Source organism: Sorangiineae bacterium MSr12523 (genome assembly GCA_037157775.1).
Lineage (GTDB): Bacteria > Myxococcota_A > Polyangia > Polyangiales > Polyangiaceae > Pendulispora > Pendulispora brunnea.
Genome location: CP089982.1, coordinates 13,334,730 through 13,360,698 on the forward strand (window position 1 = coordinate 13,334,730; position 25,969 = coordinate 13,360,698).

A 25,969-nucleotide genomic window follows, 5' to 3' on the forward strand; every position below is an offset into this window, starting at 1 on the left:
ATAGGCTCCTTTCCCGGAGATCGGCGTCGTTGTCGGCGCATGATTCCCATGTAGTGGGGACGACAGCCTATTACGCAATTCGCGTCATTCGATGAGGCGTACTTGAGACACCGGTGTCATCCGGTGGCGACTTAGCATCGTTGCACCCGCCGCGCGCCGTGGCGGTCGAGCCAAGGCCTCTCATTTCACCAGAGAGGTCGCAGGTGGTGCCGTGCCGGTTTTGCCATGAGGGGCGAAATCCGGATTGGGAGTCGTGTTGTCTCTTTTGGAGGTTTCTCATGACGATCAAGTCACCGTTCATCCGTGGCGTCCGCGGTAATTGGCTGTCTCTGGTTGGTTTGACGCTGCTCGCTTGCGCTCCCGCCGCTTGCTCCGGAAATTCCGAGGGCGATGATTCCTCCTCACAGGCCCCCGGCGTCGCCGTCGACACGCTCCCCAATGCGCAAGTCGTCGATGTGGAAGCGGCCACCGGGATTCCGACCCTCGTCACCGGCGATCTCGGGCCGGCGAAGGGCCATGCCCTCTCGGCCATTGCGGCCGTCTTCCACGCCGATGCGTCGGAGCTCTCACTGAAGAACGAGTTCACCGATCCGCAGGGCGAGCAGCACACGCGCTACACGCAATTCAAGAATGGCCTCGAGGTCATTGGCGGCGAGCTCGTGGTGCACAGCCGCGCCGGCGTGGTGTACGCCGCCAATGGCAGCGCGCGCGCGGACATTGCGGGCCCGCCGAAATCCGCCATTTCGACCGCGGCCGCCGTCTCCGCCGCCCTGGCCGGTCGCGTGGGCCTCGCCGCCGAACCGCGAACGGAGCTCGCCTACAAGCGCAGCGAGGCGGGTGACTCTCTTCTTCTCGTCCACAAAGTGACGGTGACCGGCACGCAAGACGATGGCACCCCCATCGCCGATCTCGTGTTGGTGAACGCGGCCGACGGCGCCATCGTCGACGTGATTCCCACCATTCACACGGCCCGCAACCGCGAAGTGCACAACCTCAATGGTGGCACGAGCCTCCCCGGCCCCGTGGCCCGCACGGAAACGGGCGCGGCCAGCTCCGATGCGGTGGTGAACAACAACTTCGCGCGCCTTGGCTCGACGTACGACGCCTACAAGGCACTCTTCAACCGCGATTCCATCAATGGCAGCGGCTCGAAGCTGATTAGCTCGGTCCATTACAGCAGCCGTTACAACAATGCGTTCTGGAATGGCACGCAGATGGTGTACGGCGATGGCGACGGCAACACCTTCTCCAACCTGGCCAACTCGCTCGACGTCACCGCGCACGAGTTGACCCACGGTGTGACCTCGAACACCTCGAACCTCACCTACTCCGGGCAGTCCGGCGGATTGAACGAGTCGCTCTCGGACATCTTCGGGCAGGTCGTCGAATGGTACGCCGCGGGTAAAGTCGTCAGCGCGGGCACGTGGCAAGTCGGCGAGGACGTGTACACGCCGAACAAGGCGGGCGATGCCCTTCGCTACCTAAACGACCCGAAGAAGGACGGTCGCTCGCTCGATTACTATCCGGATTTCACCTCCAGCGTGGACGTGCACTACAGCTCGGGCATTTCCAACCTCGCCTTCTATCTCTTGTCGCAAGGTGGCAAGCACCCGCGCGGAAAGACCACGACGCAGGTCACCGGCATTGGCATCGAGAAGGCCGCGAAGATCTTCTACCGCGCGAACACCTCGATCTTTACCGCCAGCACGACCTTCTCGCAGGCGAAGACCTGGACGGCCCAAGCGGCCCAACAACTCGGTTACACCACGGCCGAGGTGAACTCGGTACGCGCGGCGTGGACCGCCGTCGGCGTTCCGTAATCCAAAAAGACTCATATGCGTGACGTCTCGGCGAGTGTGGGCCTCGTCGAGGCGTCCCGCATCTGGGATTGCTCATCCCAAATAAGCGGTCGCGGCAAATGGACACGTGTCCGGACAGATGTCCGCGCGTTAACCTTTCCTCGGTGAAAACTGCGGGAATGTGCGCGCGACATCACCGGCACGTGCGTTGCTGAATGGTGGGCCACGGCGGGAGATACGGCGGACGAAATTAATCGGACGGCGCCCGCGAAAGGACATCATCATGCGACTTACCATCAAGCGTCTGCTCCCGCTCGTCGTTCTCCCCGTTGCCTTCGTGGGGCTGAGCGCGATTTTTCATCACGACGATCACGCAAAGGATGCGTCGGCGGCCAACGCTTCGCGCATCGTGAGCGTGACGGACGACGTGACGGACCGCGATGCTCCGCTCACGCCGCGCAACCGTCCGGATCTTTTCGTCTATTCGGCGCGCACGCAGGGTTTGGCCGAAACCAAGGTGTTCGTGGAGCACCGCAACGGTAAGAAAGAGCTCGTCTACATCGATGCAGAGCCCGGCGAGCTCGTCGACGTCAGCGCCGACGGCTCGCACGGAGTGTTTCGCCGCTACATCACGCCCGGCAAAACCGAGACGTACACCATCGACTTCAACAATCACGCAAGCTGAGTCGACGGTGCGAGGGGCAATGGAAGTACCTTACTTGCTTTCGGCGAGCGCCCGGTCGATGACCTTGCGAAACTTCGGATAAGGCTCTGCGCCGTTGATGAAGTACCCGTTGATGATGAAGCCCGGTGTGCTGTTGATCCCGGCCTCGCTCACGGCCTTGACGTCCTCGTCGACGACGGCCCGGTGAGTTTGATGGTCGAGCGCCGCCTTGAACTTGGCGAGATCGAGCCCCGCTTGCTCGGCGTACTTCTCCATGGCCTCCCGCTTGAATCCGTTTTGGGTCGGTTGGGCGGCGAAAAGTAGATCGTGCATCTTCCAAAAGCCGTCCGAGCCTTTCTGCTTGAACGCCTCGAGGCTCGCCTGGGCTGCAAGCCCGGCGTCCTCGTGCATGGCGAGCGGGAAATGGCGCCACGTTAGCTTCACGCGGTCGCCATAGTTTTTCATCACTTCCTTCATCGTATCCTCGGCGCGCCGGCAGTAGGGGCACTGGAAGTCGCTGACCTCGACGATGGTCACCTTCGCATTGGGATTGCCCTTGGTCGGCGCGTTGATGCGTGCGGGGAGCGTTTTCTTCTCGAGGTCCGGTGCGCCCTTGCCGTCTTTGACGAGCGTGTCGTAGAGATCCGCCGGTTTCGTGCCTTTGGCGAGAAGTGCGCCGGCTTTGGCGATCTCCTCGTCGATGACCCCTTTGAACCTATCGAAAGGTTCCGCACCGACGATGCGCCGTCCATTGACGAAGTAATGCGGCGTGCTCGCGGCGGCGAATTCGTCGGCCAGCTCCTGATCGGCGTCGATCTCTTTCTTGTATTTGTGCTCCTTGATGGCGCTCTGAACGCGCTCCACCGAGAGCCCGAGCTCTTTGGCCATGCGCGCAAAATCCTCGTCCTCGAGCTTCGGCGCGGACTCGAAAAGCTTGGCGTGCGCGTCCCAGAAGCCTTGGTCTCCTTTTTCGGCGCGTGCAGCGAGTGCGAATTGCGCAGCGGCTTCGGCATGTTTGTGAATCGATACAATCGGCTGATTCTTCCAAACGAAGCGCACTTTGTCGCCGTACGCGTCACGTACTTGTTTCATGGTCGCCTCACTGCGTTTGCAGAAGACGCATTCGAAATCGGAGAACGCGACGATGGTTACAAGAGCTTTGTCGGAGCCGAGCACGGGGCTCTTACCGATCGGCACCTTCCACAAGCCGTCGTCTTTCGCCTCGGCGCGCGGCGGCGGTGGGGCGTTCTTCGCCTCCTTCGAGGATCGCGTATAAATTTCGCTCTTAGGTACGCCCGCCGCAATCTTCGCCTGCGCCTTACCGAGCTCCTGATCGATGACCGCCTTGAACTTGTCGTAAGGTTGTGCGCCCGAGAACGCAACGCCGTTGATGAAGAAAGCGGGCGTTGCGTTGACATTGAGCTGCTGAGACAGCGCTGCATCCTGCGCGCATTTGCTCGCCCATTTGTGCGAGGCGAGACCCGCTTTGTATTTCGCCATATCGGTGACGCCCGATTGTTGCGCCCAGCGCTCGTAACTCTCGGGTGAGAGTGCGTTTTGGTTGCGGAAGGCCAGATCGTGGAACTTCCAGAATGCCTCGCTGCCTTTGAGGGCGAAGACACCCTCCGCGGCTTCGGCCGCCGATTGCGCGTGCGGATGATTGGGAATGGGCAAGTGTTTCCAGATAATGCGGACTTTGTCCGGGCCGTAGTTCTGTTTGATCTGCTCCAGCGCAGGTTCGACGCGCCCACAGAATGGGCATTCGAAATCGGAAAACTCGACGATGGTGACCGGCGCCAGGCGATTGCCCCACATGGGGTCGTTGCTGTCGACCGGAATGGGCGAATCCGAATCGCTCCACGGTGCGGTATCCGCCCCCGCGGATTCACTGCCGCGAAGGGTCTGCAGACGGTGCGCGTCGTAGCCCCACATGAGGGCGCCGCCGGAGAGAAAGCTCAGGAAAAAACCGATGATGGCGACTCCGCCGGGGACGTCGCGTACTTCTTGGGTATTTTTGGACATGACGAATCCTTTGCGTCCAGGCCCAGGGGCCCGCGCGAAACTCGAAAATGGGAATGGCGATGGGCACAGCGCTGCGCCAATGCGCGCGCGAACGTGCCGCGTTCTCGGTCAAGAACGGAAATAGCCGTGCAATTCAGGCCGCGATAAGGCCCCGTGATCAGGCAAGCCGCGGCGGACGTTCGATCGAGTGACGCACGCCAGCGGGCGCGGTTTCTTGGTGAATCGGCCACGCGACGAAGCCTGTTAGAGGCATTCGCAGCGCGTGCGCGTTCCCAGGGGGCAGCCCTTCCGGGGCGGCTTCGCCGGAGGAAGAAGGCGAGGGGTGATGCCCTTGCTCGTAGCTATGGCCTTCGAACGTGGGCAGGCAGCTCGCGTCGGGCTCCCCCACGTCGACGGAGGCGCTTGGGCCATCCAACGTCGGCGTCGGGGCAAACATGGTCGCGCCGCGAATGTCGCAAAGCGGGGCCGCGCGCGACGGGACACTGGGGACGGCGGGGGCCGTGCGGGAAACCATACCTGGAAGCTCCGAAGCCCACGCAGGCGCCGCCGTGAACCATACCGCCATGGTCACCAGAAGGGCCAAGAGGAACTTCAGCTTCGGATGCATTCCGCGCTTCCTACTCTGCACGGGCGCGCCATTCGATGCAAGGCATTGGCGCTCGCGGGGCAAAAATGAAGAGGGGAGAGAATTCACATGAAGGCGGGAAGGCGGGAAGGACGTACGGCGGGCGCGGTGCGGAACACTTTTTAGGGTTTCCAGTTCGTCCGCTGGACGAGTGAATTCCCAAAAACCTTCCCGCCTTCCCGCCTTCCCGCCTTCCCGCCTTCCCGCCTTCATATGAATTTTCTCTTCTTCTTCAGCGCGACTGGGGAGGCGAGGATCCGGTGGGCTGATCCAGGGGGTTGCCGTTTAGACTGCGCGCATGATTCGTTACGTTGCGATGGCGCTTCTCGTGGGCGCCTGTTCCTCTTCCTTGGGCAGTTCCGCACCGCTTCCGATTCGGCCCACCGTCGCCACGGTGCGGGCGCCCGAGTTCGATCGGGTGCTTTCGACGATAGCCACCGAGACGGCGGGCGAGTTTGCGAAGAAGGGGCTCACGCCCGAAGGGCTCTCCATTGCAGTGATCGATCTTCGAAGCGGTCGCTCGGGCGCGTACCGGGGCGACGTTTCGTACTATCCCGCGTCGGTGGTGAAGCTTTGCTACCTCGCCTATTACGAGGCCTCGAAAGAGGCGCGGCAACTCATCGACACACCGGAGCTCGCCCGGGCCGTCAAGGACATGGTGACCGTCTCGTCGAACGACGCGACGGGCTTCGTCGTGGACTCGATCACGGGCACCACCTCGGGGCCGGAGCTCGAGGGCGACGAATGGGAGGCCTGGAAGACGAAGCGCAATGCCGTCACCGAGTGGTACCACCGCCGTGGGTACACGAACCTCAATGCCAATCAAAAGACGTTTTGCGAGGATAGTTATGGTCGGGAGCAGGCCTATCGCGACGGCGGAAAGAATCGCAACCGGATGAGCGCCCTGGAGGCGGCGCGCATCTTCGCCGAGATCGTGCGCGGCGAGGTGGCCGGCCCCGCCGGAACCAACGAGATGATGGCGCTTCTGGAGCGCGCGAGCGGGGAGGTGAAGTCCGAGGAGGGGGAGCTCGAGAATGCCAGGCTCGCGGGACGGGCCCTTCCAAAGGGCTCCCGCATCTGGGCAAAGTCCGGCGACGCGTACGACGTGCGTCATCTGGTGGGGCGCGTGCTCCTTCCCGATGGCCGCGATTTCGTCGTTGCCGTGTTCACCAAGGGCGTGAAGTCGGAGCTCGACGTGATCCCAAGGGTCTACGAGCGCATCGGGGCGCAATCCTTGCTCTGAGCACCCGCCATGCGAGCGTGGATGGCCTTGGGTTGCGCGCTGATGGCGCTGGGATGTGGCTCCGACGATGGCGAGGATGCCGTCACGCAACCAACGCAACAGGTGTCGCAGCCCGCGGTGGCGGCAGCGGCCTTCCCGCGCCTGGACGCGGCCACCGTGGACAGCTACCAGCTCACCGCGGGCTCCACCTTCACCGAGTATGCGAATCGCATTGCGGAGCTGGAAAGGATTCCGCAGCTTCGCGCCAAAGGCGTTTCCGACGTACTCGCGTCGGCGAACCGCACCGGGCGCAATTTGTGTCATCCCACGCACCTGAATGCCAACTTGAATCCAAAGGGATTCTGCTGGCAGGACGGCGAGGACGACGACGAAAACGTGTGGATCCCCCAAGGCGTGACCGGCTCCGGCGACGCCAACCCTGCCTCGGGCACGGTGAATGGCCGCCGCATCGTAGTGGCCACGTGGCACACCAGCGGTGACACGTTCCTTCGCGTCTCCTTTGCCGACGTCACCGATCTCGCGCACGTGACCTATCGCCACGTTCTGCTCGTCGAGCCAACCTCGAATACCAACTTCGCCGCCATCCCAGGACATGGCCACGGTCTCACCTGGTACGCCAATTTCCTTTGCGTCGCCACCACCGGAAGTGTGATTCGCGTGTTCGACGTGCGCCATCTCTGGTCGATGGACACGAGCACCGCCGAAGTCGGGCGCGGCAGCGACGGGAAGTACCACGCGCGCTATCACGCCTTTGCCTTGCCTCAGGTCGGGGCCTATTGGTACCCGGGCGGTGGGGCTTGCGCGAACACCACCGGGACGCGTCCCTGTTTCGCGTCGCTCGCGTTCGACCATACCGGCGCTGGCTCACTCATGGCGGCGGAGCACGTGCCGCGTGGAAAGGGGCGCGTCGTTCGTTGGCCCATGGATCGAACGAGCGGCTTGCTCGCGACACAAGCCGATCAACGGGTGCACGCGTCGGAGGGCTTTCTCTCGCCCGTGTGGGCCATGCAAGGCGCCGTCGCGCGCGATGGGTATTTCGTTCTGACCGGGTTGTGTCCGGAGTACGCGGACGACCCACCGGCCGATCGTCCGTCGTGCCTTCACGGCGGAGTGGGTGGCGTGTCGACATCGCGCCTCGGGCAGGCCCCCGTGAACAGCGAGAATCTCTCGTATTGGCCCGCGACCGGTGAACTCTGGCTCATCAACGAGCAGCTTCGTGAGCGGGTGACGGTGCATATTCCGTGGCCGCGTTGATTCGTTGAGAGCTAACGTGCGGGCGTGAGCTCGAGATTACTGCGCAGTGTGCTTGCAGGTGTGACCGTTCTCGTGGCGGCATGTACGTGCGCCACCGGCGAAGACGAGGAAGCGCGCCTTTCGCAAGGAAACGCGCTGACCTTGTCGTCTGGCTGGTTTTTGCAGGACGTGGCGAAGGTGCGCGAATCCGGCGCCGCGGTCTCGCAAGTCGGTTACGCGGCCTCGGGCTGGTACGCGGCGACGGTGCCGGGCACGGTACTGACGAGCCTGGTGAACGACGGTGTGTACCCCGAACCGCTGTATGGCGAGAACAACCGGCCCGACAAGATTCCCGAGAGCCTGTGCCGTACTTCGTATTGGTACCGCACGGAGTTCCATGTCCCGCGTGTGCGCACCGGAAAACACATTTGGCTCAACTTCGAGGGCATCAACTACACGGCCGATGTCTGGGTGAACGGCCAGCAGATTGGCACCATCGAGGGCGCCTTCGCGCGCGGCATCTTCGACGTGAGCGGCTTCGTCGAGCCGGGGGAGGATGCCGCCGTTGCCGTTCTCATCCACCCGCCGCCGCACCCCGGCGATCCGGAGGAGAAAACCATCGCGACCGGCGCGGGGGTGAACGGCGGCGTTCTCGTGCAGGACGGACCCACGTTCCTCTGCACCATCGGGTGGGACTGGCTGCCGGGCATCCGCGATCGCAACATGGGCATTTGGCAAAAGGTGACGCTTTCCACGACGGGGCCCGTCAAAATCGAGGACCCGTTCGTCACCTCGGACCTTCCGCTTCCGCGCACCGACTCGGCGGATCTCGCCCTCGAGACCACGCTGCACAACGTGACCAATGCGCCGCAGGCTGGCGTGCTCCACGCGATGTTCGACGGCGTGCACGTCCAGCGCAGCGTCACCCTCGAGCCGAACGAGTCACGCACGATCAAGCTGGGCGCCGACACGGTGCCCGAGCTCCACGTGCTGAATCCGCGCCTGTGGTGGCCCAACGGCTATGGGCCGCAAAACCTCAATACGATGCACCTTCGGTTCGATGTCGTGGCGGGCGGTGGCGACGGCCAAACGTCGGACCGGCGGGACGTCACCTTCGGCATTCGCGAAATCAGTTACCACGTGCCGGGGACGGAGAATCTGACCTTGTCGGTCAACGGCGTGCCGGTCATCGCCAAAGGCGGCGATTGGGGCTTGGACGAGGGCTTGAAGCGCATTCCGCGCGAACGCCTCGAGGCCCAGGTTCGCATGCACAAGATGGCCAATTATACGATGATTCGCAATTGGGTTGGCCAGAGCACCAGCGAAGACCTTTACGATCTCTGCGACCAATATGGCCTTTTGCTCTGGGACGAGTTCTTCCAGCCGAACCCGTTCGATGGCCCGAATCCGGACAACGTGCCGCGGTATCTGGCCAATGTGCGCGAAAAGGTGCTGCGCTATCGGCACCATCCGTCGGTTGCGCTCTGGTGCGGGCGCAACGAGGGCGATCCCGAGCCGGCGGCCATCGACGAAGGCATCCAGCGGATCATGTCCGAACTCGATCCGCAGCGCCTCTACCAGCCCAATTCGTCCGACGGGCGGGGCGTTCGCTCGGGCGGGCCGTATTCATGGCGCGAGCCGCGCAAGTTTTACGAGTTTCCGCGGGACGAGGCCTTCAAGACGGAAATTGGCAGTGTCTCGATTCCGACGTTGGAAGCCGTGCAGGCGATGATGCCGGAGAAGGACTGGAATACGATCAACGACGACTGGGCCGAGCACGATCTCGCGCGGGGGGCCCAACAGGGGCGCGACGATCCTCGGATGTACGCGGATGTTCTGACGAAGCGCTATGGGGCCTGGTCGGATCTCGGGGGCTTCGTGCGCCGCGCCCAATTGATGAATTACGAAGCGTACCGCGCGATGTACGAGGGGCGCTTTGCGAAGCTTTTTGCTCCGACGACGGGCGTCATTACGTGGATGAGCAATCCTGCACAACCGAGTTTCGTCTGGCAGCTGTACAGCCATGATCTGGAGCCGAATGCATCGCTGTTTGCCGTGCGAAAGGCGTGTGAGCCGGTTCATATTCAAATGAACCAGAATGACTTTCACGTGATGGTCATCAACGATGGCACGCAGGCGGTGTCCGATCTGACGGCGCGCGTTCGGGTTTACAACTTGGATGGGACCTTGAAGGCCGAGACGCAAACCCCGGTGGTGGCGCGCGCCTCGTCGGCGACCGACGCCGGCGCCATCACGTGGCCCGCGGGCCTGTCCGCGGTGCACTTCGTGAAGGTCGAGCTACGCGATCCGCAGGGGCGGGTGCTCTCGGACAACTTCTACTGGCGCGCCCTGCCCGAGCACCCCGACGATTTCACCGCGCTGAATTCTCTCCCGACCGCCGCGTTGGCCATGAACGTCACGCGCCGCGATGCGCAAGGCAAGTTGCTCCTCGATGTGACCTTGTCCAACCCGACCAACACGGTCGCCCTCCTGGCGCACGTCCAACTGCGCAACCGGCGCACGAACCAGCGCATTTTGCCGGTCTTCTACAGCGACAACTACGTTTCCCTATTACCGGGCGAAACGCGCACCCTCACCGTCGAAGCCGCCGCCAAAGACTTGGGCCGCGACGCCCCGCTCGTGATCCTCGACGGCTGGAACGTGACCAACATGCGGTGAGCCACGGCTCCATGGATCGCCGGCATCACGCTCGTGGGGAAGGCGTGCGAGTGGGCGGAGAAGGCTAATTGGGTTGCGCGATGCGGTAGTACAAGGGGCGCGAGGCGCCGCATTGCATGCACGTGATGTGCGTTACGCGGAGGCGCTGGCCGTCGTGTTCTTCGGCGACGTGTTCGTCGATGCGCACGCTGGCACCGCACAGAGCGCACGGTAGGGCGCGGGCGTGGGATTCGACCACGGATGCGGAAACGACGACGATGGGGCGCTCGGGGGCACCGCCCGGTTCAAACGTGGCGATTTTCCATTTGTCGCGTACCAGTTTGGCGGTGGCGCGCTCGCGGGCGCGCCGTTCGGTTCTCGATCGCTTCGTCACCCGGCGCAGTCTAGCATTGTTGAATCTGGCTCATCCCAATGTGAAATCCGTTTCACTGGTTTCACCTGTGGGCGGCGCTACCTTGGCGAGCATGAGTTCACTTGGTAAATCCTTTTTCTGCCTCGCCTTCCTCGCTCTGGCCGCCTGCTCGTCGGACGACGATGGCAAGGAAAACCCGCCGCCGTTGCCTCCCTCCGTCGTGGCTTCCTTCGACGCCGCCCAAGGCCAGCTTCCCGAAGGCATCGCCTTTCGCGATGGCTCGGCGTACGTCGGATTTGCTCCGCTGGGCATCATCGCGAGGGTCAACCCGGCGACGGGCGCAATTCAGACGTTTGGCAAGCTGCCCGGGCCCTCGTCGCCCACCTCGGGATTCATGACCGGCCTTGCATTCGATGCGCAAGGCTCGCTCTATGCGGCATTGGTATCCCTGACCGGCGACGTCAAATCCGGCATCTACCGCGTTGGCAAGGATGGCGGCGACGCCACACTCTTTGCCGAGCACCCCGATTTGAAGTTCCCCAATGGTCTCGAATTCGACGCCGGCGGTCGCCTTTGGGTCACGGACTCGAACAAGGGCGCCGTGTTTCGCATTGCGAGCGATGGCACCGTCTCCTTGTTCTCGGACCATGCGCTCCTCGCGGGTCAGCAGGGCTATTGCGGTCCTGGGACGGATTCGGGCTTCGTCATCGGCGCCAACGGCATCGCCCTCGGGCAGAACCTCGTGTACGTCGCCAACACCGACAAGGCGAGCATCGTCGAAATCGCCATCAACGCCGACGGCACCGCGGGCGCCACGCGCACCGTTGCAGGTCCCAACTGCGAGCTGCTCGGCGGCGCCGATGGACTCGTGCGCGCGCCGAACGGCTCGCTTTTCGTGGCGGCCAATCGATTGAACCAAATCGCGCGCATCGAACCCAACGGCACGATGGCGTTGCGCGGTCGCGGTGCACCGCTCGATTTTCCGGCGAGCCTCGTCATCTCCAATGACACCTTGTGGATCACGAGCTTCGCCCTCGCGAATGCCAACGCCGGGACGAACCCGAAACCGGCCCTGCTTCGCTCGGCCTTCTAACGAACTACGGATACAGCTTGGCGACGGCCTCGAGATCGCCGGGGCTCAACACGTCGCGTTGGCCGATGGGCTGACCATCGTTCGCCACGATGGTCGGCTGGCCATTCTTCGAAAAGGCATATGGGCCGTAGTGCATGATGGACCCATAGTCGTACGAACCGATGTCGTCGCCGTCGGAGACGTGCTGCTCGAAATTGTGCTCCATGCCTTCGGTAACGTTATCCATGTTGATGGTCACGTGCTCGTTGCGATCTTCGCGTGACTGCTCGTGCCAGAGTCCTACGGCGTGGCCAATCTCGTGAATGGTCGCGCCGGTGCCGCAGCCTTCGGCCAGATTGATGTACTGCACACCGCCTTTGCGTCCGACGGTGGAGCTGCAGCCATCGCCCGCCCGGAATTGAATGTAATCCCGATACTGGCGCTGATTCTCCGGCGTACGCTCCACGAACGTCAGGGACGTGTGCTCCCGCCAATGGGCAATCGCGTCGTGCACGCGCTGCACGTTGGGCAAACCTTCCTGGACGGTGTACGCGACCACCTTGTTCTTCCAGCGACGGTTCTTTCCCGGAATCGCGACACCCTGCGGTGTGACGCTTTGCCCGCGCAGAATGCCCGTCGGCAGCAATTGCTCGCCGGTACGGTCGAGCAGAATGTCGCCCTCGAAAACCGCTTCGCCGTTCACTTCGGAATATTGAATCTTCTGCAACTCGCCGTTGGGCCCGAGTGGGAAATACCCCGTCTTCACGGGAGCATTCGCAGGTATTGCCGTTTCGGCCGCCGTTTGCGTGTGCTCGGCGGATGTTTGCGCGGAAACTTCGGCAGCAGGTCCTCCACTGGAGCACGCCGCGGCGCCCATGGCCAGAATGGCGACCATGGATGCAGATAGAATTTTATGCATATCGGCCCTCGTTTTATTTTGCTCGAAGCGTCTTCGGTTCCCTTCCCACCACTTCGGTTCGGGAGGGGTATACGAGGATATGGCCATGCGCCCCCGATGTCATCACCTGGGACACCATGTTCATGATCGATGATTCGATATTTCGGATCGAGATTCGAAAATATCGTCAATCGTGTAATTCGATGTCGTTACGGCGCGGAGGCTACGGCGGCTTGGATGGCGGGCAGCAGCACGCTCCGGGGATATCGCTGTTGGAAGCGAATCGCGCGGCGTTTGGCGTCATCGGTGCGATTGAGCAGAAGTAAGGCTTGAATGGACAGGGCCTCGCGTTCCTCCGCGAGAAGGCCCGAGGGGAATCGCGATTTGTGGCGATCGGTTGCGCGCAAAGCCTCTTCGCCCTCGCCGCGGTTCAAGGCGGCGCGTGCGATATCCAGCAATGGGCGCTCGCCCGCCAATTGTCGGCTCGTGGGGAGCGCCGCCGCGGAAGGGCTCGGCGCCTGCGGTGCGCCCTCGTCCGGGATCTCCAACGCGACCGTCGCCGACGGCGCCGCGGTCACGGCCGACGGCGAAGGGGCGGCGCGATCGACATAGACGATTTGCGTCGCGGGTGGCGCGGCCGTCTTCGCAGCATCGAACATGTGCATGCCCAGAGCGCCCACCACGATGCCGAGCGCGAAGATCGCCAGCACGGCGCAAACGCGACCGACACGACCGAGGCGCTTACGCGGGCGCAGCATCGCGCCGGAAACGCGATTTTCCGCGCCGTCGGGACCTCCCTCATCGAAGCCTCCTCCTCCGATGGATCGCTCGAGCCGCTCCCACGCGCGTTCCTCCGCGCCCCGCGGCGGGCCGTCGGCGTGGCGCTCCGCGCGGACCAGACGCGCCAAGGACGGCGTCAGAGGCTTGGGCTCTTTCATCGCCCACCTCCTCGCCGCACGGCGGCCGCAAACTCCTCGCGCGCGACACGAAGGCGCGAATAGGCCGTATGCAACGGGATCGCGAGGGAGGCCGCAATCTCGGCCATTGGCACCTCGTCGATCTCGTAAAGGATGAACACCGCGCGCCGATCGAGTGCGATGCCCTCGAGCCCGATTGCGGCGAGTCGCTGATCCTCCGCGCGTTCGAGAAGCTCGTCCGGCGCGGGGCGTGGATCGACCGACTCATCGCCGTCGAACGACGAACGAAAGCGAATGCGCGCCTGCTTGCGGTAGTCGGACGCAAAGCGGAACGCGAACGCGAAGAGCCACGGACGAATGGGGCGGCTCGGATCGTAGGTGTCGAACCGACGATGTACGGCGAGGAAGACCTCGTGCACGACATCGTCCAAGTCGGCGCTGTCCACGCCAAGGCGCCGCAGCGATGTCCAAACGTAGCGAAATTCGGCCGCAAAGAGGCGCCGGAAAGCGTCATCCCGCGCGTGTGCGACCTCCATCTCCTCGTCTTGGATGGTGCGCGCGGCTTTTGTCATAGATTCACGATCAACCCGAGAAGCACGCTGCCTGTGATGGCCGGCTGCGTGTAAACCGTGCGCCGGTCGATGCGAAATTCGGGGCGGGTCATGGGCAGACCCACCTCGGTGGCGCTGAACAGGGCGAGGGGACCGGTGAGGTTCAGCTCGACCCCGAGCCGCGCGCCCCCGCTGGCAAAGAGCGTCGAGGTCGATCGCGGTCCCACGATGCTGCTGGAGGAGCCGTTGAGCACCCCCAACGAAACCACGGGGCAAAGGAAGGCCGGCCCCGCGTGGAAGCACGGCACGATCGAGCCGAGCAGAACATTCGACGAGATTTGGCCTTCGGGCGCGACATCGGTCGAGGTCCCAAGGTCCGCGCGACCCTCGATGGCCACCGAAAAGGTCGTCGCGCGCAGCCCGGCGAAGGCCGACATGCCAAACGACGCCGCCGGTTCGACGCCAAAAGCGCCAATGAAGGTCGTTCCCACGAATGGCCGCGTCTTCGGAGGCGGCGAATTCGTCGCCTCGTGCGGCTCCTCGGCCACCGGCGGCGGGGGTTGGGGCGGCGGCGGTGTGGGCGCCGGCGGAGGTGCCTTCGCGAAGTCGATCACGTCGCTGTTGGCGTCGGGGGGCGGTGCCGACCGCGTCAGGCTCAATGGATCGATGGCAATGCTCACCGTGAGCGCCATCGCCGCCACCACGTCCTCACAGCGATCGGTGCGCTCGGCCAGCGCGCGGGTACCGCGCTCGATGCCGTTTTCGTCGAGAAGCTCGACCTCGCCGCGGTAGAGGCCTGCCACACGCGTGACGCGGGCCACGATGGTGACCGGCGCCGTATGCCGAAACGGCTCGTAGCCGAGGCGCGCAGCCACGGCCGTGCGCAGCGCGTCCTCGTCCGGGCACGCCGTCGCTCCTGCACTGCGCACGTAGACGAGCCGTGCCGTCGGATTCGCGTGCGCCTTCGCACCGAAAAGGAGGACCCCGACGCCCATGCACAAGGAAAAAAGCCGCAGATTGCCCAAGCCGCCCGCCAGTATATCGCGACAGGCACTGTGCTAAGGAGCTCCGATCATGCTCTTTTCGCGAGCCCTTCTGACGACCGTCAAGGAAGCGCCGGCTGATTCGGCCAATGTGAGTCATTTGTTGCTGACCCGCGCGGGGTTCATCCGGCGCGTGGGCGCGGGCATGTACGACTTCTTGCCGCTCGGTCTTCGGGTGCTCCACAAGATCACACGCATCGTGCGCGAGGAGATGGATCGCGCCGGCGCGCTGGAGATCCTCATGCCGGCCCTTCTTCCGGCGGAGTATTACAAAGAAAGCGGTCGCTGGGACGGCTTCGGCGACACTCTTTTCCGCCTCAAGGATCGCAAGGGGAGCGACCTTCACCTCGGCCCGACGCACGAAGAAATCGTGACCGATATTGCGCGCCGCGAAATCCGCAGTTACCGCGATATGCCGAAGAATCTTTATCAGATTCAAACCAAGTTTCGCGACGAACCGCGTCCGCGCGGCGGTCTTTTGCGGACACGCGAGTTTCTCATGAAGGATGCTTACTCCTTCGATATCTCCGAGGAGGCCGCGCTCGCGAGCTTCGAGCGCATGCGTGTCGCGTATTGTCGGATTTTCGATCGCATGGGCCTCACATACCGCATGGTCGCCGCCGATTCGGGTGCCATGGGCGGCTCGATGAGCGCAGAATTCCAGGCCCTCGTCGAATCGGGCGAAGACGCCATCGTCGCTTGCGGCACATGCGATTACGCCGCCAACATCGAAATCGCGACCGTCCAATCTTCCTCGCCCGACGACGTGGCGCTGGAGGCAATGCAAAGGGTGCACACCCCGGGCAAAGGTTCCATCGATGACGTAACGGCGTTCCTCGGCATCGGGCCGGGGCAGATGCTCAAGTCCTTGCTCTACGTTGGCCAGCACGGCGAGATCGTCATGGTCGTGGTGCGCGGCGATCATGCGGTGAACGAGGTGCGCCTTGCCCGCGCCCTTGGGGTGGCCGAAGTATCCCTCGCCACCGAGGACGACGTAAAAAAGGCCACGGGGGCGGCCGTCGGCTTTGCCGGGCCCACCACCTTCCAGGGGCGCATCGTGGTCGACCGCGCGGCCTCGCACGTGCGCAACGGCGTCGCCGGCGGCAACGAGACCGACTACCACATCACGGGGGTCAACTACGGGCGCGACTTCACCGGCGACATCGTTGACGTTCGCCTCGCCGCAACGGACGATCCCTGTCCGCGTTGTGCTGGCGGAAAGCTCGCCTCCTACCGCGGTATCGAGGCCGGGCACATCTTCGTTCTGGGCACGCACTACGCCACGAAAATGGGGGCGATGTTCAGCGACGAACGCCAGGAGAGCCATCCCATCTGGATGGGCTGCTACGGCATCGGCGTCTCGCGCCTGGTGGCCACGGTGATCGAGCAGCACCACGACGACAACGGCATGCACTGGCCCAAGGCCATCGCGCCCTACGACGTGTACATCGTCACGGTGGGCAAGGATGCGCCGGTGCTCGAGGCCGCGCGCAAACTGCATGACGCGCTCGAGGAAAGCGGCGTCGAAGTGCTCTGGGACGACCGCGACGAGCGCCCCGGCGTGAAGTTCAAAGACGCGGATCTGCTGGGCATCCCGCTGCGCGTCACCCTGGGCGCGAAGGCCCTCGCGGGCGGACATCTCGAGCTGAAGCCGCGCAGCGAGGCCGATCCGAAGAAGGTCGAGCTCATTCCCATCGCGGCCGCCGTGGAGACGATCCGCGCGCGCGTTCGCAGCTGATCACGCGGCCACCTGCTCCGCCGGAAAGAGCGCTGCAACTTGGGCGCGGGCCGCGGCCAGCGCCGTCTCCCGCACCTCGCGCATCGCGAGCCCTTCGGCGCGGACGAACTCGATGTCGCGGATGCCCACGAAGCGCAGCACCGTTTCGAGATGCCCCTCGTGCATCTGCACCACGGGCGAGCCTTCGTAGACGCCGCCGCGTGTGGCGACCACGTAGGTCTTCTTGTCGGGCACGAGCCCTTCGACGCCGGCGGGGCCGTATTTGAAGGTCTTTCCGGCGATGACGACGTGATCGATCCACGCCTTGAGCCCGCTCGGGATGGCGAAGTTGTAGAGCGGCGCGCCGATGATCACGACATCGGCGGCCTTCAGCTCTTCGATCAGCGTGTCGATGAGCGTGGCTTCGCGCTTCTGGGTGTCGCCATCGATGTGCGACAGCGGATCGCTGGCGAGGTCGCGGTAGGTCACCTGAAGGTCCGGATGACTCGAGCGGTACCCGTCCACGATGGACCGGGTGAGCTCGCGCGAGACCGAGGAGGAACCGAGGATGCTGGAGTCGAGATGAAGAAGTTTCATGTCGATCATCCTGCGCCGGACACCAAAGCTTCGTTAGATAGTTGATTCGAGATAGATTGTTCTATCCATAGGACAATGGTCGACCTCAACGATCTCTACTTTTTCGCGCAGGTGGTGCAGCGCGGGAGCTTCACGAAGGCGGCGCGCGCCATCGGTGTTCCCAAGTCGCGCCTCTCGCGGAGGGTGGCCGAGCTCGAGACGCGCCTCGGCGTGCGGCTGCTTCAGCGCACCACGCGCCGTCTGTCGCTCACCGACGTGGGGAGCAAGTACTACGAGCAGTGTCAGGCCATGCTCGCCGCCGCCCAAGCCGCGGAGCAAACGGTGGAGAACCTTACCGCGGAGCCGCGTGGCCAGCTTCGCGTCACGGCACCGCTCGGTGTCGCGCAGGACGACGTCGCCGTGCATCTGGCGAGCTTCCTGCGTCGATACCCGCGCATTCGCATGGAGCTCGTGGTGACCAATCGCCGCATCGATCTCGTCGAGGAAGGCGTCGACGTCGCACTGCGCGTGCGTCCGCGTGCCGAGGAAGATCCGCACTTGGTCACGCGCCATTTGCGCATCGCGCGCGCCTTGGTCGTGGCCTCGCCTGCATTCCTGAAACGATACCCCGGCCTCGAAAAGCCCGAAGACCTACGACATGTGCCGGCGCTCGGCTTCGGCACGCGCGCGGGCACGGTGCATTGGGTGCAGACCGGTCCGGCCGGCGCGCTCTCCACGGTGGAGATCTCGCCTTTTTTCTTCTCCGACGACTTCATCGTGTTGAAGTACTTGGCCGTCGATGGCCTCGGCGTGACCTTGCTGCCCGAGGTGAACTGCAAGCACGAACTCGCGCGCGGCCAGCTCGTGCACGTGCTGCCGGAGTGGCAATCCGACACCGGCATTCTGCACGTCGTCTACCCCACGACCCGCGGCCTCTCCCCCACCGTCCGCGCCTTCATCGACTACCTCGTTACTACGCTAGGAGAGCTTCACAAGCCCTTGCAGCCGAGCGCTTGACGGCGCTGTTTGGCCGTATGGGCGGAGATCGAGCGCGGCTTGGCCTCGCCCCATCGCTGAACGACCACGCCGTAGGCTCTGCAGGCGCCTTCTTTGTCGCCGGTGTGCTCTTTCGCGTCGCCGAGCCAGAGATGGGCGCGCGTGTTCATGAAGGGTTGCTCCAGCACATGGCAGCTTCGGGTCATTGGCTCGAAGAGGGGCACGGCCTCGGCGTATTCGCCGACCATCATGCCCACGTGCCCTTGCAGCGTGTCGGTGAGAAGGGTCAACGAGGCCGGCTGCTCGAGCGAGCCCGCAAGCGGCACGGGCGGCGGGCGCAGGCTCCAGGCCTCCATCGCCATCTCGCGCGTTTCGGCGGCCCCGCCCCATCGAAGCGACCATGCCTGGCGCTTGTCCAAGGTGGAGAGCGCGCTCTTTTCCCATGCTTCGGTCAAGCTTCGCCAGCGCTCGCGCGGGATGCGGCCTTGCCGCAGCAAGGTGCCGTACATCATGGGCTCGTAGGGAATGGCGCTCCAGAAGCCCTCGGTCCATGCATCTTTTCGCCGCAAGAATTGCTCGGCCGCGTCCGCCGCCTGCGCAGGGCGCCCCGTCTCGGTGTAGAGCTCCACCTGCATGGCGGCTGCGCGCGCATGGTCGAACAGCGTCGCCGAGTCCTCGATGCGCGCCGAGAACTCCGCGACGAGCTTCTCCAGGTTGACGAAGTCGCCCCGCAACGCGGCGAGCGATGCGCGGTGGAACACGTACAGGGCTTCGCGGCTCTCTTCGTGCGTGTTGTTGCGCCAATGCTGCAGGGCGGTCTCCACTGTTTCGGCCGGCGCACCCTCCGAGGCCAGTCCGTTCGCGAGGTGGCGGTACGCGCCCGAGCTGCGGGGCACGTTCGTGATCCATTGCCGCGCGGAGGCTACCGTCTCGCTGCACTGCCCGCGCGCGCTCAAGATGCGGATGCGATCGAGCAGGCACTCCCCCGAGCCAGGCGCCACGAGCATGCACTGATCGAGCGCATTCATGGCTTCGTCGGCGCGTCCGAGGCGGAGCAGGGCGCCCGCCTCCTGTTGCCAGGCTTCGCCGTACTTCGGATCGACCGCGATGGCCCTTCGCGCAAAGTCGATGGTCCGCTCGAGCGCCGACTGGTCCAGCGCGAGAAAGGTATGGGCCATGGCCGCAAGGGTGAGCATTTGCGCATCGCGCGGGTAGCGATCCACGGCGACTTCGAAGCGGCGCGCCGCCTCCTCGCGGTTGGCCGGCTCCTGCCCCACGAGCGGCGCCCACGCATCGAGCAGCACGCGATCGCGCTCGCTCAGCGCATCGCGCATGGACATGACGCGGCGAAACTGCTCGCGCTCCTTCGTCACCGTGTAGCGGAAATAGGCGGTGACGAGCAGCTGCAGCTGCACTTCGGGGCAGAGCGGATCGGCCGCTGCGGCTTGCTCGAAAGCCGGCCGCGCGAGCTCCCACGTGGCCTCGCGCTGGGCGGCCAGGCCTTCGCGGTAGCGGATCTCCGCCGTCTTGTTGCACGAGGCCGAGAGCGGCAGGGCGGTCACCGGCATGTCCGAGGCCGGCGTTTTCGGAGGTGCGCCAAGCACCGGGGGCGCTGGAGGCTCTTTGGGCGACCGAAGCAAGAGCGCGCTGCCCGCCGCACCAACGAGCGCGAGCGCGACGAGCCACGTGCGCTTCGAACGCAGACGCGGACGCCGCCACCTGGGCTTGGCCGTGGTCTCGGGCGGCCGCGCCGCGAGCAGCCGCGGATCGACCAGCTGCGCGTCCGCCGTCGCGATTTGTAGGGGCTCGGCCGCGCCCGCCGCCTGATTCAGCGCGGCCGCGATGTCGCCCATCGAGGCGTATCGATCTTCGGCGCGCTTCGCCAGCGCGCGGTCGACGACCTGCGCGATCTCGAAGGGCACGTTCGCGAGCGGCTTGGCCACGACCTGGAGCACCGCCGTGGCAAGGGCAGTGGTTCCGCGCGACTCGGGCCAGGGCATCTTTCCGCTGAACAACTCGTAGGCCATCACGCCCCACGCAAATTGATCGGCGCGCCCGTCGAACGGTTCGCCCCGTATCTGCTCGGGGGCCATGTAGCCCGGCGTTCCCACGACGGTGGAGGCCGAAGCGCCCACACCGCCCCCCTCCGACCAGGACGCGTGCGACGAGCGCGCGATGCCGAAATCGAGCACCTTCGCGCTGCCCGTGTCGTCGCGGATCATCACGTTGTCGGGCTTCACGTCGCGGTGAACGAGGCCTTTTGCGTGCGCCGCGGTCAGCGCCTCCGCCACCTCGGCCATCCACCGCAGCTTGGTGGGGAAGGGGAGCGCGGCCCCGATAAACTCGCGCAGAGGCCGGCCCTCGACGTACTCCATCGCGATGAACGGGATGCCCTCGCGCACGCCGACGTCGTGGATGGCCACCACGTGGGGGTGGTTCAACGCGGCTGCGGCCCGGGCCTCGTGCAAGATGCGCGCAGAGGGCGCGTCCGCGGACTCCTGCTCGTCCTTGCGGAGCACCTTGAGGGCCACCCGGCGCTGCAGGCGCAGATCGAAGGCGCGAAAGAGCTCCCCCATGCCTCCGGAAGCGATGCGCTCCTCCAGTGCGTAGCGCGCGCCGAACACGATGCCCGGTTGCAAGGCGATCTCCGGGCGATCTCCAGCGGCCGCCGTGATATCCGTCTCGCTAGGGGCATCGCTGTGCATCCTGGATCTTCGAGCATACATCACCTTCGGCTCGTACACGTCTTCGCGGCGAGCGTGTTCCTCCATGCGAGCTCGGCACGCGCGGACACCGTACCGGCCATCACCAACAGCGACTACGGGCTTGACCTGTTTCAAGGACCCGTGACCACGGCCAGTCGGGTCATCGGAATGGGCGGCGCATATACTGCGCTCGCCGAGTGGTGCGAGGGCGAGTACTCCAACGCCGCATCCCCCGCCGTTCGCGCTCCCTACAGCGTGGGGAAACGAGAACTCGACATATGCTTCGGCTTCACCAACCCCGGTGCGTTCGCTGGCAACGACTTCGAAAATCGAGGCGCACAGTTCTCCTCGTTGCCGACTCGTTTCACGAACGCCACGACCTTCAACTTGGGCCTTCAACTTCAATATGGCCCATTCGGGGGCACCGTCGTTTACGATCAATTGCACGTCGGCCTGGAACAATCGGGGGGTAAAAGCGACATCTCCGCGGTCATCGACCGCGTGACCGGCTCGTTGGCCAGCTCGTTCTCGAACGATCAACTCTTGTTCGGAGTCGGCTTCCGCACGGTGGCCTTCAACTTGAACCAGGTCACCGGTGATGGAAACCTGGTCGGTGGCAACGAAACGACGCTGGTCTCGCGCACGGGGGCGGGCACGCAGTTTGGCGTGATCTGGAAGCCGCGGACGTTGCCCTTCCGCCTCGGTGCCACCTTGCGCTCGGAGCTGGTGGTGCGCGAAATCCGCGGCATCAGCGAGCTGCCCGACGGCTCGCAGGTGGCAGGCAATCGCATTTTGCCGGACCATTTGACCGTGCCGTGGGAGGTCGAAATCGGCACCGCGCTCGAGCTCGGGCGCAGGCCGCTCAATCCTCCGCGCGTGGGCGACGCGGTGCTCGAAGAGCAGGTGCGGGCCCGCTACGATCGCCGGCGGCTCTCCCGGGCCACGGGCTACGCCGAGGAAATCGCCCGGGCGCCGGAGGCGATGCGCGAGCGCGTGCGCCGCGGTCTGGAGCTGCGCGAGCTTCATCTGCAGAACGAGGAGGAGGATGCCATCGGGCGGGAGATCGAAGGCTTTCTCAAGGCGGAAAAGGCGCAAGCGGCGCTCTGGGACCGCCATCAAATGCTGCTTCTGGCAAGCGTGCTGGTGACCGGCCCCGCGCCCAACTCGGTGGGCATCGCGGACTTCGTGGCCCAGCGCCACGCTTCGTCGGGCGAGCATACGGTGCTTTCCGTGCGCCTAGGCTACGAGACGGAGGTGGTTCGCAACTGGGTCATTCTGCGTGGCGGTACCTACCTCGAGCCTACCCGCTTCGAGGACAGCTCCCCTCGCGCCCATTTCACCTTGGGCACGGACATCAAGCTTTTCCGTTTCAATCCACTGGGCATCTTCGGCGACGACCCCTGGCGCCTCCGCCTCGCCGCCGACCTCGCCCCCCGCTATTTCAACTGGGCATTCGCGTTTGGCAAGTACCATTAGCAGTGGTGCTGACTCAAAAGGAGAGGATTCACATGAAGGCGGGAAGGCAGGAAGGGTTAAAGAATGAGAGGATTGCGAGACCGGAACTCTAAAAACCTTCCCGCCTTCCCGCCTTCATGTTCAATCAAATCATTCTTTAGAGTTTCCCGACACCGATCGCGTATTGTTTTGGCGTGGTTCCCATCGCACGGCGGAAGGTGGCGATGAAGGCGCTGACGCTCGTGTAGCCCAGGTCGAAGGCGATGTTCGTCACGTCCCGTCCGGCGGCGAGTTGCTCGAGGGCGACGAGGATGCGCAACTGGGTGCGCCATGTACCGAAGGACATTCCCGTCTCGGTGCGGAAGCGGCGGGTCAAGGTGCGCTTGGCGAGGCCACCGACGTGCGCCCATTCTTCCTCGGTGCGGGCATCGGCCGGGCGGCTCAGCAAGGCGCGTGCGATGCGCAGGAGCGACGCCGAGTGCGGCATGGGCAGGTGCAGGGGCTCGGAGGCGGCGTGGTGGATCTCGTCGACGAGTACGCGCGCGATGCGCTCCTCGGGCGGCGTGAGGGCGCGCGTTTTCGGCGTCCATGTGGCGGCGCGTTCGATGGTCTCGCGCAAAAGCGAGGTGACTTGGAGCACGCGCGGCGCCGTGGGAAGCTCGGCGCAGACCGAGGGCACGAGGTACAGCGACCATCCGTCGGCGGGACCGTGGATGCGCGCGGCATGCCGGACCCGGGGCGGGATCCACATGGCGCGCCCCGGCGGCATCACCCAGCGGCCCGCGTTGGTCGAAACGGTGACGAGCCCGAACACCGACGCAAAGAGCTGCGCACGCGCATGACTGTGCGCCGCCGTCTCACGGTCGCGCTCGTCCTTTCGCAAAACGGCCACCACGGCGGGCCCATCTTCGCGATCCACGATGGTGTCGAGACGTTGGCCCATCTGCGTTATTTTTAGTCCATAACGCGCGAGTTTGGCCAATCGGGAAGCCCTAAATCCATGGCCATGAAACCTGAAGACATCCTTCCCGATGACATCAACCACACCGTTCTCGACGGGGTTCGCGTTCGCAAAGGCTCGGTGGGCGCGTTCATCGCCAATGCGCGCACCTTCCTCGACCCGGCCTCGAGCGACGAAGCACGGCGCGACGCCGAGCGCGATTTGCTCGCGCTCGTGCCCGCCGTGCGCGCGGTAGGCCTGTTCGACCTCTTCGAATTGCGCGATCCGCGGCTGCGCGCCCTCATCGAGAACGCGCGCTGAGCTCGATCTGCTTCACGATGTGCTCGCACAATTCGTGCGTGCGCAGTGCATCGCGCGCGGAGAGCACGGTGCCCGAGCGCACGGCCTGGAGAAAGGCCTGACACGCCTGCTCGAGGCCGCGCTGCCGGGCCACGGGGACCCAATCGCCGCGCCGATGCGTGGTGGGATGGCGGTCGTGGTCGATGACGTCCGCGATTTGGATCACCTGCCGCTTCGCGTTTGCGCCAGAGACCTCGAGGACTTCCTCGGTCGAGCCGCTGACCCGGTTCTGTACGCCCAGCGCGGTGAAGCCCGCGCCGGCGAGGGTGAGCACCACGTGTTCCAGCCGCCCATCGTGGACGCGCGCACGCACATCGGTGTGCTCCACCTCGCCGGGCACGAGAAAGCGCAGCGTGTCCACCACATGGACGAAGTCGTCGAAGATGGCCGTGCGGATGTCCTCTGCGCACCCACGCCGATGCTTCTGGAACACCACGAGATCCCGCGGCCGCTCCCGCGCCTCCACATAGGAGGGGGCGTAGCGCCGATTGAATCCCACGAAGAGCGATAAACCTTTTTGCTCCGCCAATTCGACCAAATGGCGTGAGCCTTCCAGTGTGTAATCGAGCGGCTTGTCGACGTAGACGTGCACACCCGCTTGGAGCAACCGTGCCACGATGGGCACGTGCTGATCGGTGGAGGCGTGCACGAACGCCGCACGCAGACCGCTTTGAATGAGCGCCTCCAAATCCGTGTAGCGCTGGGCGATGCGGTAAGCATCACCGATGCGGTCCAATTTGGACTTGTCGCGCGTCATCAGCCGCAGGTCGAGCCCCGGCTGCGCCGCGAGGGCCGGCAAATATGCTTTCTGAGCAATGTCGCCCAGCCCGATGATGCCCACCGCCAACGTGTCGCGTTCCGTCGTATTCATTTCGTGTGATCCGGGACTACACCATCCGGACACTCCAAGGAATCCGTAGGGCAGTCACGCTTCCTTATCTTTCGTGGAATGACACACATGAAAACGTCGAGTGCAGTTGTAGGGATCGCTTTGCATCCGCTCGCCGATGCCGTACCGGACCTAACCGTCACGCTTGGTTCGCGCGCGACGCCCGCCGGCGAATTCATGATTCGGCTCGCAGTAACCGCGAATTGGTCTTCGTTTCATTTTCTTTGATCGCAAATCGGATATCGCGACATTCACGGGGGGACACTTGCTCTTCTTTGGAGGCATCTCAAAATGACGATTTATTTTGGTAAGGTCGCTGCTTGTGCATTGCTTGGAACGCTGGTTTTGGTCGGCTGCAGCAACGACGACGATGACAATCAGGCGCCCACCGCCAATGCAGGGACGGCCCAATCCGTCAAAGTGAATCAGAAGGTGACGCTCGATGGATCGAAGAGCAAAGATCCGGACGGTGACAAACTCACGTTCAAGTGGGCCGTCACCAAGCAACCGCAGGGGAGCACGCTCAAGATCGAGGAAACGACGGACAAGCCGAGTTTGACGCCCGCCTTTCCCGGCGAGTACGAAATCGAGCTGACGGTGAGCGATGGACAGGCTTCCGGTAAGGCGACGGTGAAGGTTACGGCCACGCCCGAAGGTCAGAACGGAAAGCCGACGTCCAGGGCATTGGGACCCACCAAGGTCCTGGTGGGCTCCGACGTGGTGCTCGATGGTTCGCAGAGCTCCGATCCCGATCAGGGTGACGCGCTCACGTACAAATGGGCGCTGGGGACGAAGCCGGCGAACAGCAATGCGGCCTTCGCCGACACGGCGGCGGCCAAGCCGAAGTTCAAGGCCGATCTTGCCGGCGAATACATCGCTTCGCTCATCGTGAACGATGGCAAGGCGGACAGCGGCGCGGCCGAGGTGAAGATCAAGGCCGTGGCGACGAACACGAAACCGGTTGCCAATGCGGGCGCCGCGCAAAGCGTTGCGGTCAATGCCTCGGTCACGCTCGACGGCAGCGCGAGCTCCGACGCCGACCAGGGCGATGTGCTGACCTACAAGTGGACCCTCAAGTCCAAGCCGGCGGGCAGCGCCGCCGCGCTGAACGACGCCACCGCGAAGAAGCCCACCTTCACGGCCGACAAGGCGGGCGAGTACGCGATCGAGCTGGTGGTGAACGACGAGCTCGAAAACAGCGCGGCCGTCACCGTGAAGATCACGGCGCAGTAA

The 25,969-nt window shown here is 64.4% G+C and carries 22 protein-coding genes; 11 read left to right on the top strand and 11 right to left on the bottom strand.

Features of this window, described 5'->3' with window-relative positions:
- Nucleotides 1-278 precede the first annotated feature (278 nt).
- Both LZC95_53225 and LZC95_53230 read left to right on the top strand, forming a co-directional pair.
- Nucleotides 279-1,820 carry a M4 family metallopeptidase gene (locus LZC95_53225; GenBank protein WXA95172.1) on the top strand — a complete coding sequence of 514 codons (1,542 nt, stop codon included), beginning with the start codon at nucleotides 279-281 and terminating at the stop codon, nucleotides 1,818-1,820.
- Between the two features lie 262 nt (nucleotides 1,821-2,082).
- The gene (locus LZC95_53230; GenBank protein WXA95173.1) at nucleotides 2,083-2,484 is read left to right on the top strand and encodes a hypothetical protein; all 402 of its coding nucleotides are present in this window, start codon (nucleotides 2,083-2,085) and stop codon (nucleotides 2,482-2,484) included.
- A 30-nt stretch (nucleotides 2,485-2,514) separates the two neighbouring features.
- Here the strand turns inward: LZC95_53230 and LZC95_53235 are convergent, their stop codons facing one another.
- Complete coding sequence (locus LZC95_53235) at nucleotides 2,515-4,485, bottom strand: thioredoxin domain-containing protein (GenBank protein WXA95174.1); 1,971 nt, start codon at nucleotides 4,483-4,485, stop codon at nucleotides 2,515-2,517.
- 157 nt (nucleotides 4,486-4,642) lie between these two features.
- Nucleotides 4,643-5,092, bottom strand: a complete 450-nt coding sequence (locus tag LZC95_53240) for a hypothetical protein (protein ID WXA95175.1) — start codon at nucleotides 5,090-5,092, stop codon at nucleotides 4,643-4,645.
- Between the two features lie 316 nt (nucleotides 5,093-5,408).
- Between LZC95_53240 and LZC95_53245 the strand changes: the two genes are divergently transcribed.
- From LZC95_53245 to LZC95_53255, 3 genes are read left to right on the top strand one after another with little or no spacing between them, the layout of a single operon-like run.
- Nucleotides 5,409-6,353: a class A beta-lactamase-related serine hydrolase gene (locus tag LZC95_53245; GenBank protein WXA95176.1), complete on the top strand. Its 945-nt coding sequence runs from the start codon at nucleotides 5,409-5,411 to the stop codon at nucleotides 6,351-6,353.
- Between the two features lie 9 nt (nucleotides 6,354-6,362).
- A complete protein-coding gene (locus tag LZC95_53250; protein WXA95177.1) occupies nucleotides 6,363-7,607 on the top strand; it encodes a hypothetical protein in 1,245 nt (414 codons plus the stop codon).
- A gap of 24 nt (nucleotides 7,608-7,631) precedes the next feature.
- Nucleotides 7,632-10,265 (top strand): hypothetical protein, encoded by a 2,634-nt coding sequence (locus tag LZC95_53255; GenBank protein WXA95178.1) that lies wholly within the window; start codon nucleotides 7,632-7,634, stop codon nucleotides 10,263-10,265.
- Nucleotides 10,266-10,329: 64 nt separating this feature from the next.
- Here the strand turns inward: LZC95_53255 and LZC95_53260 are convergent, their stop codons facing one another.
- Nucleotides 10,330-10,638, bottom strand: a complete 309-nt coding sequence (locus LZC95_53260) for a hypothetical protein (protein WXA95179.1) — start codon at nucleotides 10,636-10,638, stop codon at nucleotides 10,330-10,332.
- 91 nt (nucleotides 10,639-10,729) lie between these two features.
- Here LZC95_53260 and LZC95_53265 point away from each other — a divergent pair, with 91 nt between their 5' ends.
- Nucleotides 10,730-11,710, top strand: coding sequence for an SMP-30/gluconolactonase/LRE family protein (locus LZC95_53265; GenBank protein WXA95180.1), 981 nt, complete (start codon nucleotides 10,730-10,732; stop codon nucleotides 11,708-11,710).
- 4 nt (nucleotides 11,711-11,714) lie between these two features.
- Here the strand turns inward: LZC95_53265 and LZC95_53270 are convergent, their stop codons facing one another.
- The 4 genes from LZC95_53270 to LZC95_53285 form a co-directional block, all read right to left on the bottom strand.
- The gene (locus LZC95_53270; GenBank protein WXA95181.1) at nucleotides 11,715-12,608 is read right to left on the bottom strand and encodes a M12 family metallopeptidase; all 894 of its coding nucleotides are present in this window, start codon (nucleotides 12,606-12,608) and stop codon (nucleotides 11,715-11,717) included.
- Nucleotides 12,609-12,796: 188 nt separating this feature from the next.
- Entirely contained in the window at nucleotides 12,797-13,525 is a 729-nt protein-coding gene (locus LZC95_53275; GenBank protein WXA95182.1) for a hypothetical protein, read from the bottom strand.
- The gene (locus LZC95_53280; protein ID WXA95183.1) at nucleotides 13,522-14,076 is read right to left on the bottom strand and encodes a sigma-70 family RNA polymerase sigma factor; all 555 of its coding nucleotides are present in this window, start codon (nucleotides 14,074-14,076) and stop codon (nucleotides 13,522-13,524) included. The genes LZC95_53275 and LZC95_53280 overlap by 4 nt, the downstream gene beginning before the upstream one ends.
- Complete coding sequence (locus tag LZC95_53285; protein WXA95184.1) at nucleotides 14,073-15,050, bottom strand: hypothetical protein; 978 nt, start codon at nucleotides 15,048-15,050, stop codon at nucleotides 14,073-14,075. The genes LZC95_53280 and LZC95_53285 overlap by 4 nt, the downstream gene beginning before the upstream one ends.
- Before the next feature lie 79 nt (nucleotides 15,051-15,129).
- Here LZC95_53285 and LZC95_53290 point away from each other — a divergent pair, with 79 nt between their 5' ends.
- On the top strand, nucleotides 15,130-16,836 hold the full coding sequence (locus LZC95_53290) for a proline--tRNA ligase (protein WXA95185.1): 1,707 nt from the start codon (nucleotides 15,130-15,132) through the stop codon (nucleotides 16,834-16,836).
- On the opposite strand, the gene LZC95_53295 is transcribed toward LZC95_53290, so the two are convergent.
- The gene (locus LZC95_53295) at nucleotides 16,837-17,412 is read right to left on the bottom strand and encodes an NAD(P)H-dependent oxidoreductase (GenBank protein ID WXA95186.1); all 576 of its coding nucleotides are present in this window, start codon (nucleotides 17,410-17,412) and stop codon (nucleotides 16,837-16,839) included.
- Nucleotides 17,413-17,487: 75 nt separating this feature from the next.
- Between LZC95_53295 and LZC95_53300 the strand changes: the two genes are divergently transcribed.
- The gene (locus LZC95_53300; GenBank protein WXA95187.1) at nucleotides 17,488-18,408 is read left to right on the top strand and encodes a LysR substrate-binding domain-containing protein; all 921 of its coding nucleotides are present in this window, start codon (nucleotides 17,488-17,490) and stop codon (nucleotides 18,406-18,408) included.
- Here the strand turns inward: LZC95_53300 and LZC95_53305 are convergent.
- Nucleotides 18,381-21,092, bottom strand: a complete 2,712-nt coding sequence (locus tag LZC95_53305) for a protein kinase (GenBank protein WXA95188.1) — start codon at nucleotides 21,090-21,092, stop codon at nucleotides 18,381-18,383. The two genes, LZC95_53300 and LZC95_53305, sit on opposite strands and share 28 nt — an antisense overlap.
- Nucleotides 21,093-21,146: 54 nt before the next feature.
- Between LZC95_53305 and LZC95_53310 the strand changes: the two genes are divergently transcribed.
- Nucleotides 21,147-22,568, top strand: coding sequence for a hypothetical protein (locus LZC95_53310; GenBank protein ID WXA95189.1), 1,422 nt, complete (start codon nucleotides 21,147-21,149; stop codon nucleotides 22,566-22,568).
- A 136-nt stretch (nucleotides 22,569-22,704) separates the two neighbouring features.
- On the opposite strand, the gene LZC95_53315 is transcribed toward LZC95_53310, so the two are convergent.
- The gene (locus tag LZC95_53315) at nucleotides 22,705-23,490 is read right to left on the bottom strand and encodes a helix-turn-helix transcriptional regulator (GenBank protein ID WXA95190.1); all 786 of its coding nucleotides are present in this window, start codon (nucleotides 23,488-23,490) and stop codon (nucleotides 22,705-22,707) included.
- A gap of 63 nt (nucleotides 23,491-23,553) precedes the next feature.
- Between LZC95_53315 and LZC95_53320 the strand changes: the two genes are divergently transcribed.
- The gene (locus LZC95_53320) at nucleotides 23,554-23,808 is read left to right on the top strand and encodes a hypothetical protein (GenBank protein WXA95191.1); all 255 of its coding nucleotides are present in this window, start codon (nucleotides 23,554-23,556) and stop codon (nucleotides 23,806-23,808) included.
- Here the strand turns inward: LZC95_53320 and LZC95_53325 are convergent.
- Nucleotides 23,789-24,718 (bottom strand): Gfo/Idh/MocA family oxidoreductase, encoded by a 930-nt coding sequence (locus LZC95_53325; protein WXA95192.1) that lies wholly within the window; start codon nucleotides 24,716-24,718, stop codon nucleotides 23,789-23,791. The two genes, LZC95_53320 and LZC95_53325, sit on opposite strands and share 20 nt — an antisense overlap.
- A gap of 309 nt (nucleotides 24,719-25,027) precedes the next feature.
- On the opposite strand from LZC95_53325, the gene LZC95_53330 reads away from it, so the two are divergent.
- Complete coding sequence (locus LZC95_53330; protein ID WXA95193.1) at nucleotides 25,028-25,969, top strand: PKD domain-containing protein; 942 nt, start codon at nucleotides 25,028-25,030, stop codon at nucleotides 25,967-25,969.

Excerpts from the sequence above, each read along its gene's own strand:
- LZC95_53280 (WXA95183.1), bottom strand. The coding sequence starts at position 14,076 with ATGACAAAAGCCGCGCGCACCATCCAAGACGAGGAGATGGAGGTCGCA.
- LZC95_53320 (WXA95191.1), top strand. The coding sequence starts at position 23,554 with ATGAAACCTGAAGACATCCTTCCCGATGACATCAACCACACCGTTCTC.
- LZC95_53300 (WXA95187.1), top strand. The coding sequence starts at position 17,488 with ATGGTCGACCTCAACGATCTCTACTTTTTCGCGCAGGTGGTGCAGCGC.
- LZC95_53285 (WXA95184.1), bottom strand. The coding sequence starts at position 15,050 with ATGGGCGTCGGGGTCCTCCTTTTCGGTGCGAAGGCGCACGCGAATCCG.
- LZC95_53295 (WXA95186.1), bottom strand. The coding sequence starts at position 17,412 with ATGAAACTTCTTCATCTCGACTCCAGCATCCTCGGTTCCTCCTCGGTC.
- LZC95_53275 (WXA95182.1), bottom strand. The coding sequence starts at position 13,525 with ATGAAAGAGCCCAAGCCTCTGACGCCGTCCTTGGCGCGTCTGGTCCGC.
- LZC95_53265 (WXA95180.1), top strand. The coding sequence starts at position 10,730 with ATGAGTTCACTTGGTAAATCCTTTTTCTGCCTCGCCTTCCTCGCTCTG.
- LZC95_53225 (WXA95172.1), top strand. The coding sequence starts at position 279 with ATGACGATCAAGTCACCGTTCATCCGTGGCGTCCGCGGTAATTGGCTG.
- LZC95_53250 (WXA95177.1), top strand. The coding sequence starts at position 6,363 with ATGCGAGCGTGGATGGCCTTGGGTTGCGCGCTGATGGCGCTGGGATGT.
- LZC95_53245 (WXA95176.1), top strand. The coding sequence starts at position 5,409 with ATGATTCGTTACGTTGCGATGGCGCTTCTCGTGGGCGCCTGTTCCTCT.
- LZC95_53305 (WXA95188.1), bottom strand. The coding sequence starts at position 21,092 with ATGCACAGCGATGCCCCTAGCGAGACGGATATCACGGCGGCCGCTGGA.
- LZC95_53290 (WXA95185.1), top strand. The coding sequence starts at position 15,130 with ATGCTCTTTTCGCGAGCCCTTCTGACGACCGTCAAGGAAGCGCCGGCT.
- LZC95_53330 (WXA95193.1), top strand. The coding sequence starts at position 25,028 with ATGACGATTTATTTTGGTAAGGTCGCTGCTTGTGCATTGCTTGGAACG.
- LZC95_53230 (WXA95173.1), top strand. The coding sequence starts at position 2,083 with ATGCGACTTACCATCAAGCGTCTGCTCCCGCTCGTCGTTCTCCCCGTT.
- LZC95_53315 (WXA95190.1), bottom strand. The coding sequence starts at position 23,490 with ATGGGCCAACGTCTCGACACCATCGTGGATCGCGAAGATGGGCCCGCC.
- LZC95_53235 (WXA95174.1), bottom strand. The coding sequence starts at position 4,485 with ATGTCCAAAAATACCCAAGAAGTACGCGACGTCCCCGGCGGAGTCGCC.
- LZC95_53325 (WXA95192.1), bottom strand. The coding sequence starts at position 24,718 with ATGAATACGACGGAACGCGACACGTTGGCGGTGGGCATCATCGGGCTG.
- LZC95_53270 (WXA95181.1), bottom strand. The coding sequence starts at position 12,608 with ATGCATAAAATTCTATCTGCATCCATGGTCGCCATTCTGGCCATGGGC.
- LZC95_53240 (WXA95175.1), bottom strand. The coding sequence starts at position 5,092 with ATGCATCCGAAGCTGAAGTTCCTCTTGGCCCTTCTGGTGACCATGGCG.